16 protein-coding genes and 1 pseudogene are annotated in these 13,291 nt (G+C 51.8%); 10 read left to right on the forward strand and 7 right to left on the reverse strand.

From position 1 onward, the window contains the following. The first annotated feature begins 219 nt into the window (after nt 1–219). The gene (slyB, locus tag HV314_RS13630; RefSeq protein WP_016152998.1) at nt 220–687 is read left to right on the forward strand and encodes an outer membrane lipoprotein SlyB; all 468 of its coding nucleotides are present in this window, start codon (nt 220–222) and stop codon (nt 685–687) included. Nucleotides 688–734: 47 nt separating this feature from the next. Here slyB and slyA read toward each other — a convergent pair whose 3' ends face one another. Continuing rightward, entirely contained in the window at nt 735–1,175 is a 441-nt protein-coding gene (gene slyA / locus HV314_RS13635; protein WP_019076732.1) for a transcriptional regulator SlyA, read from the reverse strand. Between the two features lie 192 nt (nt 1,176–1,367). On the opposite strand from slyA, the gene HV314_RS13640 reads away from it, so the two are divergent. From HV314_RS13640 to HV314_RS13650, 3 genes and pseudogenes are all read left to right on the forward strand, one after another. Next, nucleotides 1,368–1,604, forward strand: coding sequence for a DUF1656 domain-containing protein (locus HV314_RS13640; protein ID WP_016156432.1), 237 nt, complete (start codon nt 1,368–1,370; stop codon nt 1,602–1,604). A 2-nt stretch (nt 1,605–1,606) separates the two neighbouring features. Next, nucleotides 1,607–2,470 (forward strand): efflux RND transporter periplasmic adaptor subunit, encoded by an 864-nt coding sequence (locus HV314_RS13645; protein ID WP_016152996.1) that lies wholly within the window; start codon nt 1,607–1,609, stop codon nt 2,468–2,470. Next, nucleotides 2,467–4,507 (forward strand): annotated as a pseudogene (locus HV314_RS13650) (FUSC family protein). The gene HV314_RS13645 and the pseudogene HV314_RS13650 overlap by 4 nt, the downstream one beginning before the upstream one ends. On the opposite strand, the gene sodC reads toward HV314_RS13650, so the two are convergent. From sodC to HV314_RS13665, 3 genes are all read right to left on the reverse strand, one after another. After that, nucleotides 4,483–5,007: a superoxide dismutase [Cu-Zn] SodC gene (sodC, locus tag HV314_RS13655; protein ID WP_181545831.1), complete on the reverse strand. Its 525-nt coding sequence runs from the start codon at nt 5,005–5,007 to the stop codon at nt 4,483–4,485. The pseudogene HV314_RS13650 and the gene sodC sit on opposite strands and share 25 nt — an antisense overlap. Before the next feature lie 81 nt (nt 5,008–5,088). Beyond that, nucleotides 5,089–5,985, reverse strand: coding sequence for an aldo/keto reductase (locus HV314_RS13660; RefSeq protein WP_016152993.1), 897 nt, complete (start codon nt 5,983–5,985; stop codon nt 5,089–5,091). A 49-nt stretch (nt 5,986–6,034) separates the two neighbouring features. Further along, nucleotides 6,035–6,274, reverse strand: a complete 240-nt coding sequence (locus HV314_RS13665; RefSeq protein ID WP_016156428.1) for a DUF1289 domain-containing protein — start codon at nt 6,272–6,274, stop codon at nt 6,035–6,037. Nucleotides 6,275–6,375: 101 nt separating this feature from the next. On the opposite strand from HV314_RS13665, the gene HV314_RS13670 reads away from it, so the two are divergent. From HV314_RS13670 to rnt, 4 genes are all read left to right on the forward strand, one after another. Continuing rightward, on the forward strand, nt 6,376–6,975 hold the full coding sequence (locus tag HV314_RS13670; RefSeq protein ID WP_016152991.1) for a TetR/AcrR family transcriptional regulator: 600 nt from the start codon (nt 6,376–6,378) through the stop codon (nt 6,973–6,975). A 54-nt stretch (nt 6,976–7,029) separates the two neighbouring features. Further along, nucleotides 7,030–8,127, forward strand: coding sequence for an alkene reductase (locus HV314_RS13675; RefSeq protein ID WP_003029197.1), 1,098 nt, complete (start codon nt 7,030–7,032; stop codon nt 8,125–8,127). Between the two features lie 97 nt (nt 8,128–8,224). Then, on the forward strand, nt 8,225–8,632 hold the full coding sequence (gene gloA / locus HV314_RS13680) for a lactoylglutathione lyase (protein WP_003029198.1): 408 nt from the start codon (nt 8,225–8,227) through the stop codon (nt 8,630–8,632). Between the two features lie 94 nt (nt 8,633–8,726). After that, a complete protein-coding gene (rnt, locus tag HV314_RS13685) occupies nt 8,727–9,374 on the forward strand; it encodes a ribonuclease T (protein WP_016152990.1) in 648 nt (215 codons plus the stop codon). A gap of 54 nt (nt 9,375–9,428) precedes the next feature. Here rnt and grxD read toward each other — a convergent pair whose 3' ends face one another. Then, nucleotides 9,429–9,776 (reverse strand): monothiol glutaredoxin 4, encoded by a 348-nt coding sequence (gene grxD / locus HV314_RS13690; protein WP_003832760.1) that lies wholly within the window; start codon nt 9,774–9,776, stop codon nt 9,429–9,431. A gap of 333 nt (nt 9,777–10,109) precedes the next feature. Between grxD and HV314_RS13695 the strand changes: the two genes are divergently transcribed. Both HV314_RS13695 and sodB read left to right on the forward strand, forming a co-directional pair. Continuing rightward, nucleotides 10,110–10,940, forward strand: coding sequence for a C40 family peptidase (locus HV314_RS13695; protein ID WP_019076728.1), 831 nt, complete (start codon nt 10,110–10,112; stop codon nt 10,938–10,940). Between the two features lie 127 nt (nt 10,941–11,067). Further along, nucleotides 11,068–11,649 (forward strand): superoxide dismutase [Fe], encoded by a 582-nt coding sequence (gene sodB, locus HV314_RS13700; RefSeq protein ID WP_016152988.1) that lies wholly within the window; start codon nt 11,068–11,070, stop codon nt 11,647–11,649. Nucleotides 11,650–11,689: 40 nt separating this feature from the next. Here the strand turns inward: sodB and HV314_RS13705 are convergent, their stop codons facing one another. Next, complete coding sequence (locus HV314_RS13705; protein ID WP_046276347.1) at nt 11,690–12,859, reverse strand: MFS transporter; 1,170 nt, start codon at nt 12,857–12,859, stop codon at nt 11,690–11,692. A 176-nt stretch (nt 12,860–13,035) separates the two neighbouring features. After that, nucleotides 13,036–13,125 carry a cytochrome bd-I accessory subunit CydH gene (gene cydH / locus HV314_RS13710; RefSeq protein ID WP_003029209.1) on the reverse strand — a complete coding sequence of 30 codons (90 nt, stop codon included), beginning with the start codon at nt 13,123–13,125 and terminating at the stop codon, nt 13,036–13,038. Between the last annotated feature and the right edge of the window lie 166 nt (nt 13,126–13,291).

Below are 13,291 nucleotides of genomic sequence, written 5' to 3' on the forward strand. Positions count from 1 at the left end.
TGCCATGCTTCCTTAATGATTTTTGAGGGCTAATCATTACAATGGACGCTTTATTACATCAATTATATGAATGATTCGTTTATACTCGGTATATCCGATTTCGGTTAAGATTTTCATATTGTTCCAGTAGAACATGTGACCTTAGGCTCACAAGTGCCATATAATTTAGCCATGAAGGGTGCTTTATTAGCGTTTCGTGGTGTTAAAGGAGATTTGTAAATGATTAAACGTGTGCTGACTGTTGCATTAATGGGTGTATCTTTGGCGGGCTGCGTTAACAATGATAGCCTTTCAGGCGACGTATACACCGCATCCGAAGCGAAACAAGTTCAGAACGTTACCTACGGTACAATTGTTCATGTTCGTCCGGTGCAAATCCAGGGTGGCGATGACGCAAACGTGATTGGCGCCATTGGTGGTGCGGTACTCGGCGGGTTCCTGGGTAACACCGTCGGCGGCGGTACGGGTCGTTCATTAGCCACGGCGGCTGGCGCAGTTGCCGGTGGCGTAGCGGGTCAAGGCGTACAAGGTGCGATGAATAAAACCCAGGGTGTAGAACTGGAAATCCGTAAGGACGACGGTAATACCATCATGGTGGTTCAGAAACAGGGTGCGACCAAGTTCTCAGCTGGCCAGCGCGTTGTTATGGCTAACAACGGCAGCCAGGTTACCGTGTCTCCACGCTAATCGAATTCACGTGTGGTCAGGCTCTGGCCACACGTCATCTTATCGTTTCAGCCCTGTGACTGCAGTTCAATAATATTGTGTTCCAGTCTGGCGACCAGTTTAATCAGCAGATCAATTTCCTCAGCTGAAATCCCTTCCAAAATTTCTCCACGCGTCTTGTTGATAACCGCTTCCATATCTGCAATCAGCGGCTCTGCTTTTTCTGTCAGTTTAATTCTCTTTGCCCGACGATCGCTGGCGCAAGTCTGTCGTGAAATGAGTCCCTTTTCTTCCAGCTGGTCAAGCGTGCGTACCAACGAAGGCTGCTCGATGCCAATCGCTTTAGCCAACTGAATCTGCGATTGATCAGGCGGCAATTGATGAATGTTGTGCAGCGTAACCCAATGCGTCTGCGTCAACTCCAGAGGTTTCAGGCGATGGTCAATCAGAGCACGCCAAATGCGCACCAACCGTGCCAGATCAGAACCTAATGGCGATTCCAATTTCATCTCCTTATAATTAGCTTGCTAAGTTATTATGCTGATTTTAGAATAGTGTGCAGCATTTGTATTCCCAAAACAAATGTATTGCCAAATTTGCTTACCGGCTGACATTTTTTCAGACATTATGCGTTACAGAGACTCATTGTCTCTTTTTTGCTAAACCTATAGCAATGCTCTCTTCCGCCAAGGATTTTGCCCGTGAAGTTTATGTTTAATGCAACAGGATTGCCCCTACAAGATTTAATGATCGGAGCATCTGTCTACTTCCCTCCTGTTTTCAAGGCGTTTGTAGCAGGATTTATTCTCTGGCTGGTTGTTCATCGCCTCCTGCGCGACTGGATTTACTCCGGCGAAATCTGGCATCCCCTGTTAATGGATCTGTCACTCTTTACGCTTTGCGTATGTCTGGCCTTTGTAATGCTGATTGTGTGGTGATTATGTCGCTTAAAACCATTAAATACTTCTCCACCATTATAGTCGCTGCCATCGCAGTTTTCGCCGGATGGTGGATGTGGAATTACTATATGCAATCGCCCTGGACACGTGATGGCAAAGTACGTGCTGAGCAGGTCAGCATCACGCCGCAGGTCTCAGGCAGCATTAGCGAACTCAATATAAAAGATAACCAGTTTGTGAACAAAGGCGATGTCCTTTTTATCATCGACAAGACGCCGTTTCACATTGCTGAACTGAATGCGCAAGCGCAGTTGGCGAAGGCACAGTCCGATCTGGCGAAAGCCAATAACGAAGCCAACCGCCGCCGTCATTTATCGCAAAATTATATCTCAGCCGAAGATCTGGATACTGCTAACCTCAACGTGAAAGCCATGCAGGCCAGCGTTGAAGCAGCCGAGGCCAGTCTGCGCCAGGCACAGTGGCAACTGACGCAGACGGTGGTCAAAGCGCCTGTAGCGGGCTGGGTCACCAACCTTTCAACTCGTACTGGAGACTACGCCTCAACCGGTAAGCCCCTGTTTGCCCTTGTCGACAGCCACTCTTTCTATGTGATGGGGTACTTTGAAGAAACCAAATTGCGCCACATTCGTGAAGGTGCACCTGCGGTTATCACGCTCTACAGCGGCAACATAAAGTTACAGGGTCACGTATCCAGTATTGGTCGCGCCATCTACGACCAAAGTGTGGAAAGCGATTCCGGCCTGATTCCCGACATCAAACCCAATGTGCCGTGGGTGCGTCTGGCCCAACGCGTTCCGGTCCGCATCGAATTCGACGCTCTGCCGCAGGATGTCACTCTGGTTTCTGGTACGACCTGCAGCGTGTCTATCGGCCAGCGTAAATGAAACTGTCCTACCTGATGCCAGGCCATTGGCCGTGGTTTAAAGCCACGGTAGCGCAGTGGCGTTATGCGTTGCGAAATACCATTGCGATGTGTCTGGCGTTAACGTTCGCCTATTACCTGAATCTGGATGAGCCCTACTGGGCGATGACCTCGGCGGCAGTGGTCAGCTTTCCCACCGTCGGCGGGGTTATCAGCAAAAGTCTGGGTCGTGTTGCGGGTAGCTTACTGGGCGCCACCGCCGCGTTGATTATTGCCGGTCATACCCTCAATGAGCCGTGGTTGTTTTTGCTGAGCATGTCAGTGTGGATCGGTTTTTGTACCTGGGCCTGCGCGCACTTCACCAATAACGTCGCCTACGCCTTTCAACTGGCCGGTTATACGGCGGCGATCATTGCTTTTCCCATGGTCAATACCATAGAGATTACGCAGTTGTGGGATATCGCTCAGGCCCGCGTATGCGAGGTCATCGTCGGTATCCTGTGCGGCGGCATGATGATGATGATCCTCCCCAGCATCTCCGATGGCACCACATTGCTTACCGCGCTGAAAAACATGCATTCGCGTTTACTGGAGCATGCCAGCTTACTCTGGCAACCGGAGACAACGGATGCAATTCGCACAGCCCATGAAGGTGTTATCGGTCAGATTCTGACCATGAACCTGCTGCGTATTCAGGCGTTCTGGAGTCACTACCGTTTTCGCCGTCAAAATGCGTTGCTCAATTCGCTGTTGCATCAGCAGTTACGTATGACCAGCGTGATCTCCAGTCTGCGCAGGATGCTCCTGAACTGGCCCAATCCCCCGGCTAATACCCGGCAAATCATCGAACAACTGCTCAGCGAGCTGGTCAAATCCAATACCGACACCTACACCGTCGCGCGTATTATCGCCCCCCTGCGTCCCCTTGATGCGCGCGACTATCGGCACGTCGCCTTCTGGCAACGACTGCGTTATTTTTGTCGGCTGTACTTACGCAGCAGTCATTATCTGCATTTACTGGAAAATGGCGTTACCGCCGAGCGTATTACTATCGCCCGCACGCCAGGACTTGCCCGTCATACCGATAATGCGGAAGCCCTCTGGAGCGGATTGCGTACGTTCTGTACCCTGATGCTTATCGGCACATGGAGCATTGGCGCGCAATGGGAATCAGGCTCTGGCGCACTAACGCTCGCGGCCATCAGCAGCGTGCTCTATTCCGCCGTAGCAACGCCGTTCAAGTCACTTTCTTTGCTGATGCGCACGTTGGTTCTGCTGTCGCTGTTTAGCTTTGTGGTTAAGTTTGGCCTGATGGTGCAAATCTCTGACCTCTGGCAATTCATTCTGTTTCTCTTCCCGTTGCTCGCTACCATGCAACTCCTGAAGCTGCAAATGCCAGCGCTGGCGGGTCTTTGGGGACAGCTAATCGTTTTTATGGGATCGTTTATCGCGGTGACTAATCCGCCAGTTTATGATTTTGCTGATTTCCTGAATGACAATATGGCGAAAATCACCGGCGTGGCGCTATCGTGGCTGGCATTCGCCATTCTGCGGCCTGGATCGGATGCGCGGAAAGGTCGCCGCCATATTCGCGCCCTGCGCCGGGATTTTGTCGATCAGCTCAGCCGACATCCCTCGCTCAGTGAAAACGAATTTGAGTCGCTGACCTATCACCACGTCAGCCAGCTCAGCAACAGTCAGGATGCCCTGGCGCGACGCTGGCTATTGCGTTGGGGGGTTGTCTTGCTGAACTGCTCGCACGTGGTGTGGCAACTGCGCACCTGGGAGGTGCGTTCAGATCCTCTGGCTCGCGTCAGAGACGTATGTATATCGCTGCTTCGCGACGTAATGAGTGAGCGCGGCGTTCAGCAACGGCCACTGAATGCCACGCTGAGTGAGCTACAGCGTATTTGCGACACGCTCGCCCACCATCATCAACCTGCGGCGCAGGAACTGTCGGCGCTTATCTGGCGACTCCACTGCTCGCTTTCGCAGCTCGAACAGGCGCCTCCGCCGGGTACGCTAGCCAATTGATTATTTGATAACGCCACAAGCGTAGCGCGCTCCGCCACCGCCAAGCGGTTTTGGTTGATCGGACATATTATCGCCACCGACATGGATCATCAGCGCTTTGCCTTTAACCTCATCGAGCGTTTTCAGCCGCGGCGCAATGACCGGTGTTGTGGCGTTACCGTCGTTATTCACCACCAGCTGAGGCAGGTCGCCCATGTGGCCTGCGCCTTCCGGACCTTCGTGCTTGCCGGTTTGGTGCGGATCATAATGGCCTCCAGCCGATTCCGCAGCTGAGGCTTTTCCTTCTTTAATCGCCGGTTGGCAACTGCCATTCGCATGGACATGGAAGCCATGTTCACCCGGCGGCAGCGCTTTCAGATCGGGCGTAAACTCCAGCCCTTTCCCGGTTTCAGCAATAGTGACCGTACCAATCGCCTGGCCGACGCCTTGCGACGTTACCAGATTCATCGTCACTTTTTCTTCACTGGCAGCCTGCGCACCTGCACAGGTGAGTAGGGTAATAATGGCCAAACTCAAACGCTTCATAAGACCTCCGTCCAAAAGGTGTCTGATTGATAAGTGTAAACCAGTGACACAAATTTGAACGGAGAAGCGTCAAAAACGCGATTACGGTACGTCGTAACCCAGCGCAGCTTTGCGAATACGGAACCACTGCTGGCGAGACATGTTCAATGACTCAGACTCAACGGCAGCACGTACACGCTCTATCTTCCCTGAGCCAATAATCGGCAGCGGCTGAGACGGCAGACGTAAAATCCAGGCGTACACCACCTGCTCAATGGACTGCGCATTTAACTCTTCTGCGATTGTGGCAAGTTCATTACGTAATGGCTGGAACGCATCGTCATTAAACAGACGACCACCGCCGAGGCAGGACCAGGCCATCGGACGAATGCGCAGTTGTTGCAGTTGATCTAAAGTACCATCCAGCAGGAGCGGCTGATGTACCGGTGAGATCTCAACCTGGTTAGTCGCCAGCGTGAACGGCAGACGCGATTGCAGCAGTGAGAACTGTGCCGGGGTGAAGTTAGATACGCCAAAGTGACGCACTTTTCCGCTATGGTGCAATTTTTTGAACGCGTCAGCGACGTCGTCCGCATCCATGAGCGGATCGGGACGGTGGATGAGCAGCAAATCAATATGATCGGTCGCCAGTAACTTCAACGATGCTTCCGCACTGGCAATGATATGCGCGCTGTCGGTGATGTAATGACCCAACGCATTTTCCGTGCGTGCCGTCGTGGCGATCCCGCACTTGGTAACAATCTGCATTTTTTCACGCAGATGCGGGGCCAGCTTCAGTGCCTCACCAAACGCCGCTTCACACTGGTATCCGCCGTAAATATCGGCGTGATCGACGGTGGTAACGCCCAGATCCAGATGTTCTTCAATAAAGCTGACTAGCTGGCGCGCGGACATATTCCAGTCCATCAGGCGCCAATACCCCATTACAAAGCGAGAAAATTCCGGACCTTGCGGCGCAATAGTAATACGCTGAACCATAGCAGCTTCCTTATAAGTGAATGTGCATCGAGTATACGCAATTACGCTTTTAAAAGAGTGAAGGTTGTTGCGGTTCTTCCGAAGGGTTGGCTTTGTTTGCTCGTAATTTACGCATCAGGCGCTGACGACAAAGCCGTAGCACTTCCTGCTTTTCGGCATCGCTCATCTTTTGCCAGTTAAAACGCTCATCCCGACTGCGAAAACAGCCGCGGCAAAAACCGCGCTCGTCAGACTGACATATTCCACGGCATGGGCTCTGGACGGGGAAAAACTCCAGCTGTTCGGCCACATCCCCTCCTTTCGTAAGATTGATATACCTATTGAAGACGTTAACTGAATTTCTCGCAAGCGCTATTGCATTAGACCGACTGGTCTATTACACTCCTTTCCATGAACAAAATCACTGAACACGATACACGCGAACATCTGCTGGCGACTGGCGAACTGCTGTGTATGCAGCGCGGCTTCACCGGTATGGGCTTAAGCGAACTACTGAAAACCGCTGAAGTCCCCAAAGGTTCGTTTTATCACTATTTTCGCTCTAAAGAAGCGTTCGGTGTTGCGATGCTGGAACGCCACTATGCGGCCTATCATCAGCGACTGGCTACGCACTTTGATACGGGGGCAGGAAACTATCGCGACCGTATTCTGGCCTACTATCAGGAAACTCTGAACCAGTTTAGCCAGCACGGCATTATCAGCGGTTGTTTAACCGTAAAACTGTCTGCCGAAGTGTGCGATCTGTCAGAAGATATGCGCACGGCGATGGATAAAGGCGCGCGGCACATTATTGCGCTGTTAGCGCAGGCGCTGGAGAAAGGTCAGGCAAATCATTGTCTGTCCTTTGTTGGCGAGCCGTTACAACAGGCGCAGGTATTGTATGCTCTGTGGCTGGGCGCCAACCTGCAGGCCAAGATTTCTCGTAGCGCCACCCCGCTGGAAAATGCGCTGGCGCACGTTAAAACCATCATTACTACGCCTGCCGTTTAACAGGCGTTTTTATTTCTTTTATTACTAGACGACCGGTCTATTCAGGAGTGCCATATGTCATCTGAAAAACTTTTTTCCCCACTGAAAGTGGGTGCTATTACGGCAGCAAACCGCGTATTCATGGCGCCACTGACGCGTCTGCGCAGCATTGAGCCTGGCGACATCCCTACTCCGCTGATGGCCGAGTATTACCGTCAACGCGCCAGCGCGGGTCTTATCATCAGTGAAGCTACACAGATTTCCGCGCAGGCGAAAGGCTATGCGGGGGCACCCGGCTTACACAGCGAAGCGCAAATTGCCGCATGGAAAAAAATCACCGCTGCCGTACATGCGGAGCAAGGTCATATTGCGGTCCAGTTGTGGCATACCGGACGCATCTCTCACGCCAGTCTGCAGCCCAACGGTCAGGCACCGGTCGCACCTTCCGCGATTAGCGCCGGAACCCGGACCTCGCTTCGTGATGAAAATGGTCTGGCAACGCGTGCGGATACCTCAATGCCGCGTGCGCTGGAAACAGAAGAAATTCCCGGCATCGTTAATGACTTCCGTCAGGCGATTGCCAACGCGCGCGAAGCGGGTTTCGACATGGTTGAACTGCACTCCGCTCACGGCTATCTGCTGCACCAGTTCCTGTCGCCAACGTCTAACCAGCGTACCGATCAATACGGCGGCAGCGTCGAAAATCGTGCGCGTCTGGTGCTGGAAGTTGTCGATGCCGGTATTAAAGAATGGGGTGCCGATCGCATTGGTATTCGCGTATCTCCGATTGGCTCATTCCAGAACGTTGACAACGGCCCGAACGAAGAAGCTGATGCGCTGTATCTGATTGAACAACTGGGCAAGCGCGGAATCGCTTACCTGCATATGTCTGAGCCGGACTGGGCTGGCGGCGAGCCGTATTCCGATGCGTTTCGCGAAAAAGTTCGTGCACGTTTCCACGGTCCGATCATTGGTGCGGGTGCCTACACACCTGAAAAAGCAGAAGCACTGATCGAGAAGGGCCTGATCGACGCCGTTGCTTTTGGTCGCGCCTATATCGCAAACCCGGATCTGGTTGCGCGCCTGCAGCGTAAAGCGGAGCTGAATCCGCAACGTGCCGAAAGCTTCTACGGCGGCGGCGCGGAAGGTTACACCGATTATCCTACCCTCTAACGTCACAAACTCCGTTCTGCCATTGATAGCGGCGTAACAACGCCGCTATACTAAAACAACATTTTGAATGTATTAGCCATTTTCGAAGGGGAAAAAGATGCGTTTACTTCATACCATGCTGCGCGTGGGTGACCTGCAGCGTTCCATCGAGTTTTATACCAACGTGCTGGGCATGAAGCTGCTGCGTACCAGCGAAAACCCTGAATACAAATACTCCCTGGCCTTTGTCGGCTACGGCCCTGAAACCAGCGAAGCCGTGATCGAACTGACCTATAACTGGGGTGTCGACAAGTATGAGCTGGGCACTGCCTACGGCCATATCGCCCTGAGCGTAGACAACGCAGCCGAAGCCTGTGAACGTATTCGTCAGAATGGCGGTAACGTCACGCGTGAAGCCGGTCCGGTAAAAGGCGGCACCACCGTAATTGCGTTCGTTGAAGATCCAGACGGTTACAAAATTGAACTGATCGAAGAGAAAGACGCCGGACGCGGCCTGGGCGACTAACCTCCCCACGGGCGCAGATCGTCTGTGCCCGTAGTTTTATACTCATCATTTTGCCATAATACGCGCTGCAATTTTCCCGTATTAAGAGACCCAGATGTCCGATAACGCTCAACTTTCCGGTCTGTGTGACCGTTTTCGTGGTTTTTATCCTGTCGTCATTGATGTCGAAACCGCAGGGTTCAATGCCAAAACCGATGCGCTGCTTGAGATCGCAGCCATCACACTGAAAATGGATGAACAAGGCTGGCTGATGCCGGACACGACGTTACATTTCCACGTAGAGCCATTTGAAGGCGCGAATTTGCAGCCGGAAGCCCTCGCCTTTAACGGAATTGACCCTAACAATCCGCTACGCGGCGCGGTCAGCGAATATGACGCTCTGCATGCCATCTTCAAAATGGTACGTAAAGGCATTAAAGACAGCGGCTGCAATCGGGCGATCATGGTGGCGCATAACGCTACGTTCGACCACAGTTTTATGATGGCCGCAGCAGAACGCGCCTCGCTCAAACGTAATCCATTTCATCCGTTCGTCACCTTTGATACTGCGGCCTTAAGCGGCCTGTCTCTGGGGCAAACTGTGTTATCGAAAGCGTGCCTGGCGGCAGGAATGGAATTTGACGGGACTCAGGCGCACTCTGCGCTGTATGACACCGAACGGACGGCCGTGCTGTTTTGCGAAATTGTTAACCGCTGGAAACGTCTCGGCGGCTGGCCTCTTCCCGTGCCTGAAGAGGCATAACGGACCGATAAAAAAAGCGACCATCACGAGGTCGCTTTTTTATTTACGCTGATATTATTCAGCGTCCGGCTCTTCGGTTTTGTATTTCGCCGCTGTTTCTTTAATCAGCTGCTGCAACTCACCGCGCTGGTACATTTCGATCAAAATGTCACAGCCGCCAACCAGCTCGCCATCAACCCACAGCTGCGGGAAGGTTGGCCAATTTGCGTATTTCGGCAGCTCGGCGCGAATATCCGGGTTCTGCAGAATATCAACATAAGCAAAGCGTTCACCACAGGCGGACAGCGCCTGCACAGCCTGAGCGGAGAAACCGCAGCTTGGCAGTTTAGGGGAACCTTTCATGTACAGGAGAATCGGGTTTTCAGCGATCTGGCGCTGGATTTTTTCGATAGTGGTGCTCATTATCTTGCTTCCTTAAACTTCTTTTACGGCAGTAGTCTGACATTGTAGCGGGTCAGACAAGCAACGGAAAATAACATTTTCATTACGCGTTATTATTTTATCCCCTGACGCCAAAAGTTGCATTCACAATCTCATTTATCCCCTTAAAGCCTGTGGATTTGATTATTCATTCACCAACGCCAACTTTAATTGCTGATTTTTTTTGCGGTCGGTTACGAAACGTAGTTTTAAACAAAAAAGCTATTAACTTTCCCTCTTTCTATAGATTAGAATCATCAAGTTTTGAAAATCACACGCAGGCATGATAGACCTGCCTTACCAGAGGATTGCTCAGTGGCGCGGATAAACCGAATCTCGATCACGCTCTGTGCTTTACTTTTTACTACACTGCCCTTTACGCCCATGGCTCATGCTTCCAAGCAGGCCAGGACGACACCTACCCATTCTCACACCATCAAAACGGTAGATAAAAAGAAAAGCGCAACAACCAGCCAAAAAACAACAAAGACCAGCAAGAAAACGGCGACAAAGACCACCAGCAAAACCAGCACTAAAACCGCTTCCTCTTCTAAACATCGTACTGCCGCTCCGGCAAAGTCGACTAAAACAGCAAACCGTCGTGGTAAAAACACCGCAGCACAAACCGCTGCCGTTACCTGGACTGAAAAATGCACGCCGCGCAAAGGCCATAAGCCGCGCTGTGTAAAAGTGAAAACCACCGCACCAACGACGCTGGCTGACGCGCATAAAGTGAAAGTGCAGAAAGCCACTAAAACCGCCATGTCCACGCTGATGAACCAAATCGGCAAGCCTTATCGCTGGGGCGGCACCTCACCAAGAACCGGGTTTGACTGCAGCGGTCTGGTCTATTACGCCTATAAAGATCTGGTGAAATTCCGCATTCCACGTACAGCGAACGAAATGTATCATCTGCGCGATGCCGCGCCGATTGAACGTGGCGAACTGAAAAATGGCGATCTGGTATTTTTCCGTACCCAGGGGCGTGGAACTGCCGATCACGTTGGCGTTTATGTTGGCAACGGTAAGTTTATTCAGTCACCGCGCAGCGGCCAGGAAATTCAAATCACCTCTCTGAGTGAAGATTACTGGCAGCGCCACTATGTGGGCGCTCGTCGGGTAATGACGCCAAAAACAATTCGTTAAAAACTTACCCTACAGTACATGCTGTAGGGTAAGTTCTTCTTTTGCATAACCTTTCAATTTGCTACCCTGTCCTTACTCACAATGAGGCTATTGTGTGTACTCAATACAAATAATAAGGAGAGAAGCAATGTCGTTTGAATTACCTGCATTACCGTATGCCAAAGATGCTCTGGCACCGCACATTTCTGCCGAAACGCTGGAATATCACTATGGCAAACACCATCAAACTTACGTGACTAATCTGAACAACCTGATTAAAGGCACGGCGTTTGAAGGCAAATCACTGGAAGAGATCGTACGTAGCTCTGAAGGCGGTGTATTCAATAACGCAGCACAGGTATGGAACCACACGTTCTACTGGAACTGCCTGGCACCGAACGCAGGTGGCGAACCTACCGGTAAACTGGCCGAAGCAATTGCCGCCTCCTTTGGCAGCTTTGCGGATTTCAAAGCGCAGTTCACCGATGCCGCTATTAAAAACTTCGGTTCTGGCTGGACCTGGCTGGTAAAAGGAACAGATGGCAAACTGGCTATCGTTTCCACCTCCAATGCAGGTACACCGCTGACCACCGACGCGACGCCGCTGATGACCGTTGACGTATGGGAACACGCCTACTACATCGATTATCGCAATGCCCGTCCTGGCTACCTGGAAAACTTCTGGGCGCTGGTGAACTGGGAATTTGTTGCGAAGAACTTCGCAGCATAAAAAAGATGACGCAGAAGGAGAACCCTTCTGCGTTTTAGCATTAATTCGCGGTAGTGAACGCCTCTTCAGGCTGTTTGCGCGCCGAGATAAAGACCAGCAGCAGCGCAAGTCCTGCCACAATTGCCCCCATCACCGGAACAAAGCTATAGCCCAACCCACCGGAAATCACCGCCCCACCGGCTGCGGCACCCAGAGCATTCCCCAGATTAAACGCGCCAATGTTGACTGACGATGATAATCCAGGCGCTTCGCTGGCAACGCGCATCACGCGCATCTGCAACGGCGGAACGACCGCAAACGTCGCTGCCCCCCAGACCACCATACTAACTGCCGCACCCAGCTCATTACGCGCCAGGAAAGGAATGGCCAGCATAATAACCATCAGCAGCAGTAAAAAGCCTTTCAGCGTACCGTTAACGGAACGGTCAGCCAGTTTGCCACCAAGATAGTTACCGATTGAGAAGCCGACGCCAATCAGCACCAGCATACCGGTCACAAACGCCGGTGTGGCATGGGTGATCGTATGTAACACTGGTGAGATATAGGTATAAAGCGTGAACATCGCCCCCGCTCCCAGAACGGTCGTCAGCAGCGCCGACAGCACCTGCGGACGCATAAGTACCGCCAGTTCGCTACGGACATCCGGGCGCTCTCCCGCCCCACCTTTGGGTAAAGAGAAGAACAGGCTGACCATGGCGATGACGCCCAGACCCGCCGTTGCCATAAACGACATACGCCAGCCGATGGTTTCACCAAGCCAGGTCGCCGCAGGAACGCCGCCAATATTGGCAATGGTCAACCCCATAAACATGGTTGCCACGGCGCTGGCCTGCTTATGTTTGGGTACTACGCTTGCAGCGACAACGGAGCCTAGACCAAAAAATGCCCCATGGTTCAGACTGGTCAAAATACGCGATAACATCAGGGTGGTGTAATCCGGCGAGATAGCCGAAAGCACGTTGCCCAGCGTGAAAATCGCCATCAGGAATATCAACGCATTACGTCGCGCACGATGGGACAGCAGTAATGTCATCAGCGGAGCACCCACCATCACCCCAACCGCATACGCGCTGATTAACATTCCGGCCGCGGGAATCGAGACATCCACACCTTTGGCAATGACGGGCAATAATCCCATTGGCGAAAATTCAGTGGTGCCAATGCCAAACGCGCCGATCGCCAGCGCCAGTAAAGGATAATTGAGTTTCATATTTCGACTCCGTAACGTCGAGCCGGGGCGCGACATAAAATAAGAGTCAAAAGCATGACATTGATCGCAAAATTAATAAAGTTAACAAAATTGCAAAAGACTTTTGCTTATTCGCAAACAATCGACGGGAAAGGCAAGCGGAAAGGATGAGGGAGAGCGAACTCCCTCGGGGGAAATCAATGCAGCGCTGCGGTCAGGCCACCCGCGACGATCAAACCCAGAACAATAATGGTAGTCACTAACGAAAATTTCAGATCGGTGCTCATCAAGTTTTCTCCTTTTTATTCCCACACAAAAAGTGATATTGCGCATTTTTACACACTTGAAAGCAAAAATCTCTCACGATTTATATTGATAACTGCTTTTAACTCTTCCCCTTTTCGTTAAGATCAGACAAAATTCCACGCTTACTTGATTAGCGTACCGGCCATT

The sequence above is a fragment of the Citrobacter sp. RHBSTW-00887 genome (genome assembly GCF_013728095.1).
Lineage (GTDB): Bacteria > Pseudomonadota > Gammaproteobacteria > Enterobacterales > Enterobacteriaceae > Citrobacter > Citrobacter braakii.

Excerpts from the sequence above, each read along its gene's own strand:
- HV314_RS13670 (WP_016152991.1), top strand. The coding sequence starts at position 6,376 with ATGAACAAAATCACTGAACACGATACACGCGAACATCTGCTGGCGACT.
- cydH (WP_003029209.1), bottom strand. The coding sequence starts at position 13,125 with ATGAGCACCGATCTGAAATTTTCGTTAGTGACTACCATTATTGTTCTG.
- slyA (WP_019076732.1), bottom strand. The coding sequence starts at position 1,175 with ATGAAATTGGAATCGCCATTAGGTTCTGATCTGGCACGGTTGGTGCGC.
- HV314_RS13675 (WP_003029197.1), top strand. The coding sequence starts at position 7,030 with ATGTCATCTGAAAAACTTTTTTCCCCACTGAAAGTGGGTGCTATTACG.
- sodB (WP_016152988.1), top strand. The coding sequence starts at position 11,068 with ATGTCGTTTGAATTACCTGCATTACCGTATGCCAAAGATGCTCTGGCA.
- slyB (WP_016152998.1), top strand. The coding sequence starts at position 220 with ATGATTAAACGTGTGCTGACTGTTGCATTAATGGGTGTATCTTTGGCG.
- HV314_RS13660 (WP_016152993.1), bottom strand. The coding sequence starts at position 5,985 with ATGGTTCAGCGTATTACTATTGCGCCGCAAGGTCCGGAATTTTCTCGC.
- HV314_RS13705 (WP_046276347.1), bottom strand. The coding sequence starts at position 12,859 with ATGAAACTCAATTATCCTTTACTGGCGCTGGCGATCGGCGCGTTTGGC.
- gloA (WP_003029198.1), top strand. The coding sequence starts at position 8,225 with ATGCGTTTACTTCATACCATGCTGCGCGTGGGTGACCTGCAGCGTTCC.
- sodC (WP_181545831.1), bottom strand. The coding sequence starts at position 5,007 with ATGAAGCGTTTGAGTTTGGCCATTATTACCCTACTCACCTGTGCAGGT.
- rnt (WP_016152990.1), top strand. The coding sequence starts at position 8,727 with ATGTCCGATAACGCTCAACTTTCCGGTCTGTGTGACCGTTTTCGTGGT.
- HV314_RS13645 (WP_016152996.1), top strand. The coding sequence starts at position 1,607 with ATGTCGCTTAAAACCATTAAATACTTCTCCACCATTATAGTCGCTGCC.
- grxD (WP_003832760.1), bottom strand. The coding sequence starts at position 9,776 with ATGAGCACCACTATCGAAAAAATCCAGCGCCAGATCGCTGAAAACCCG.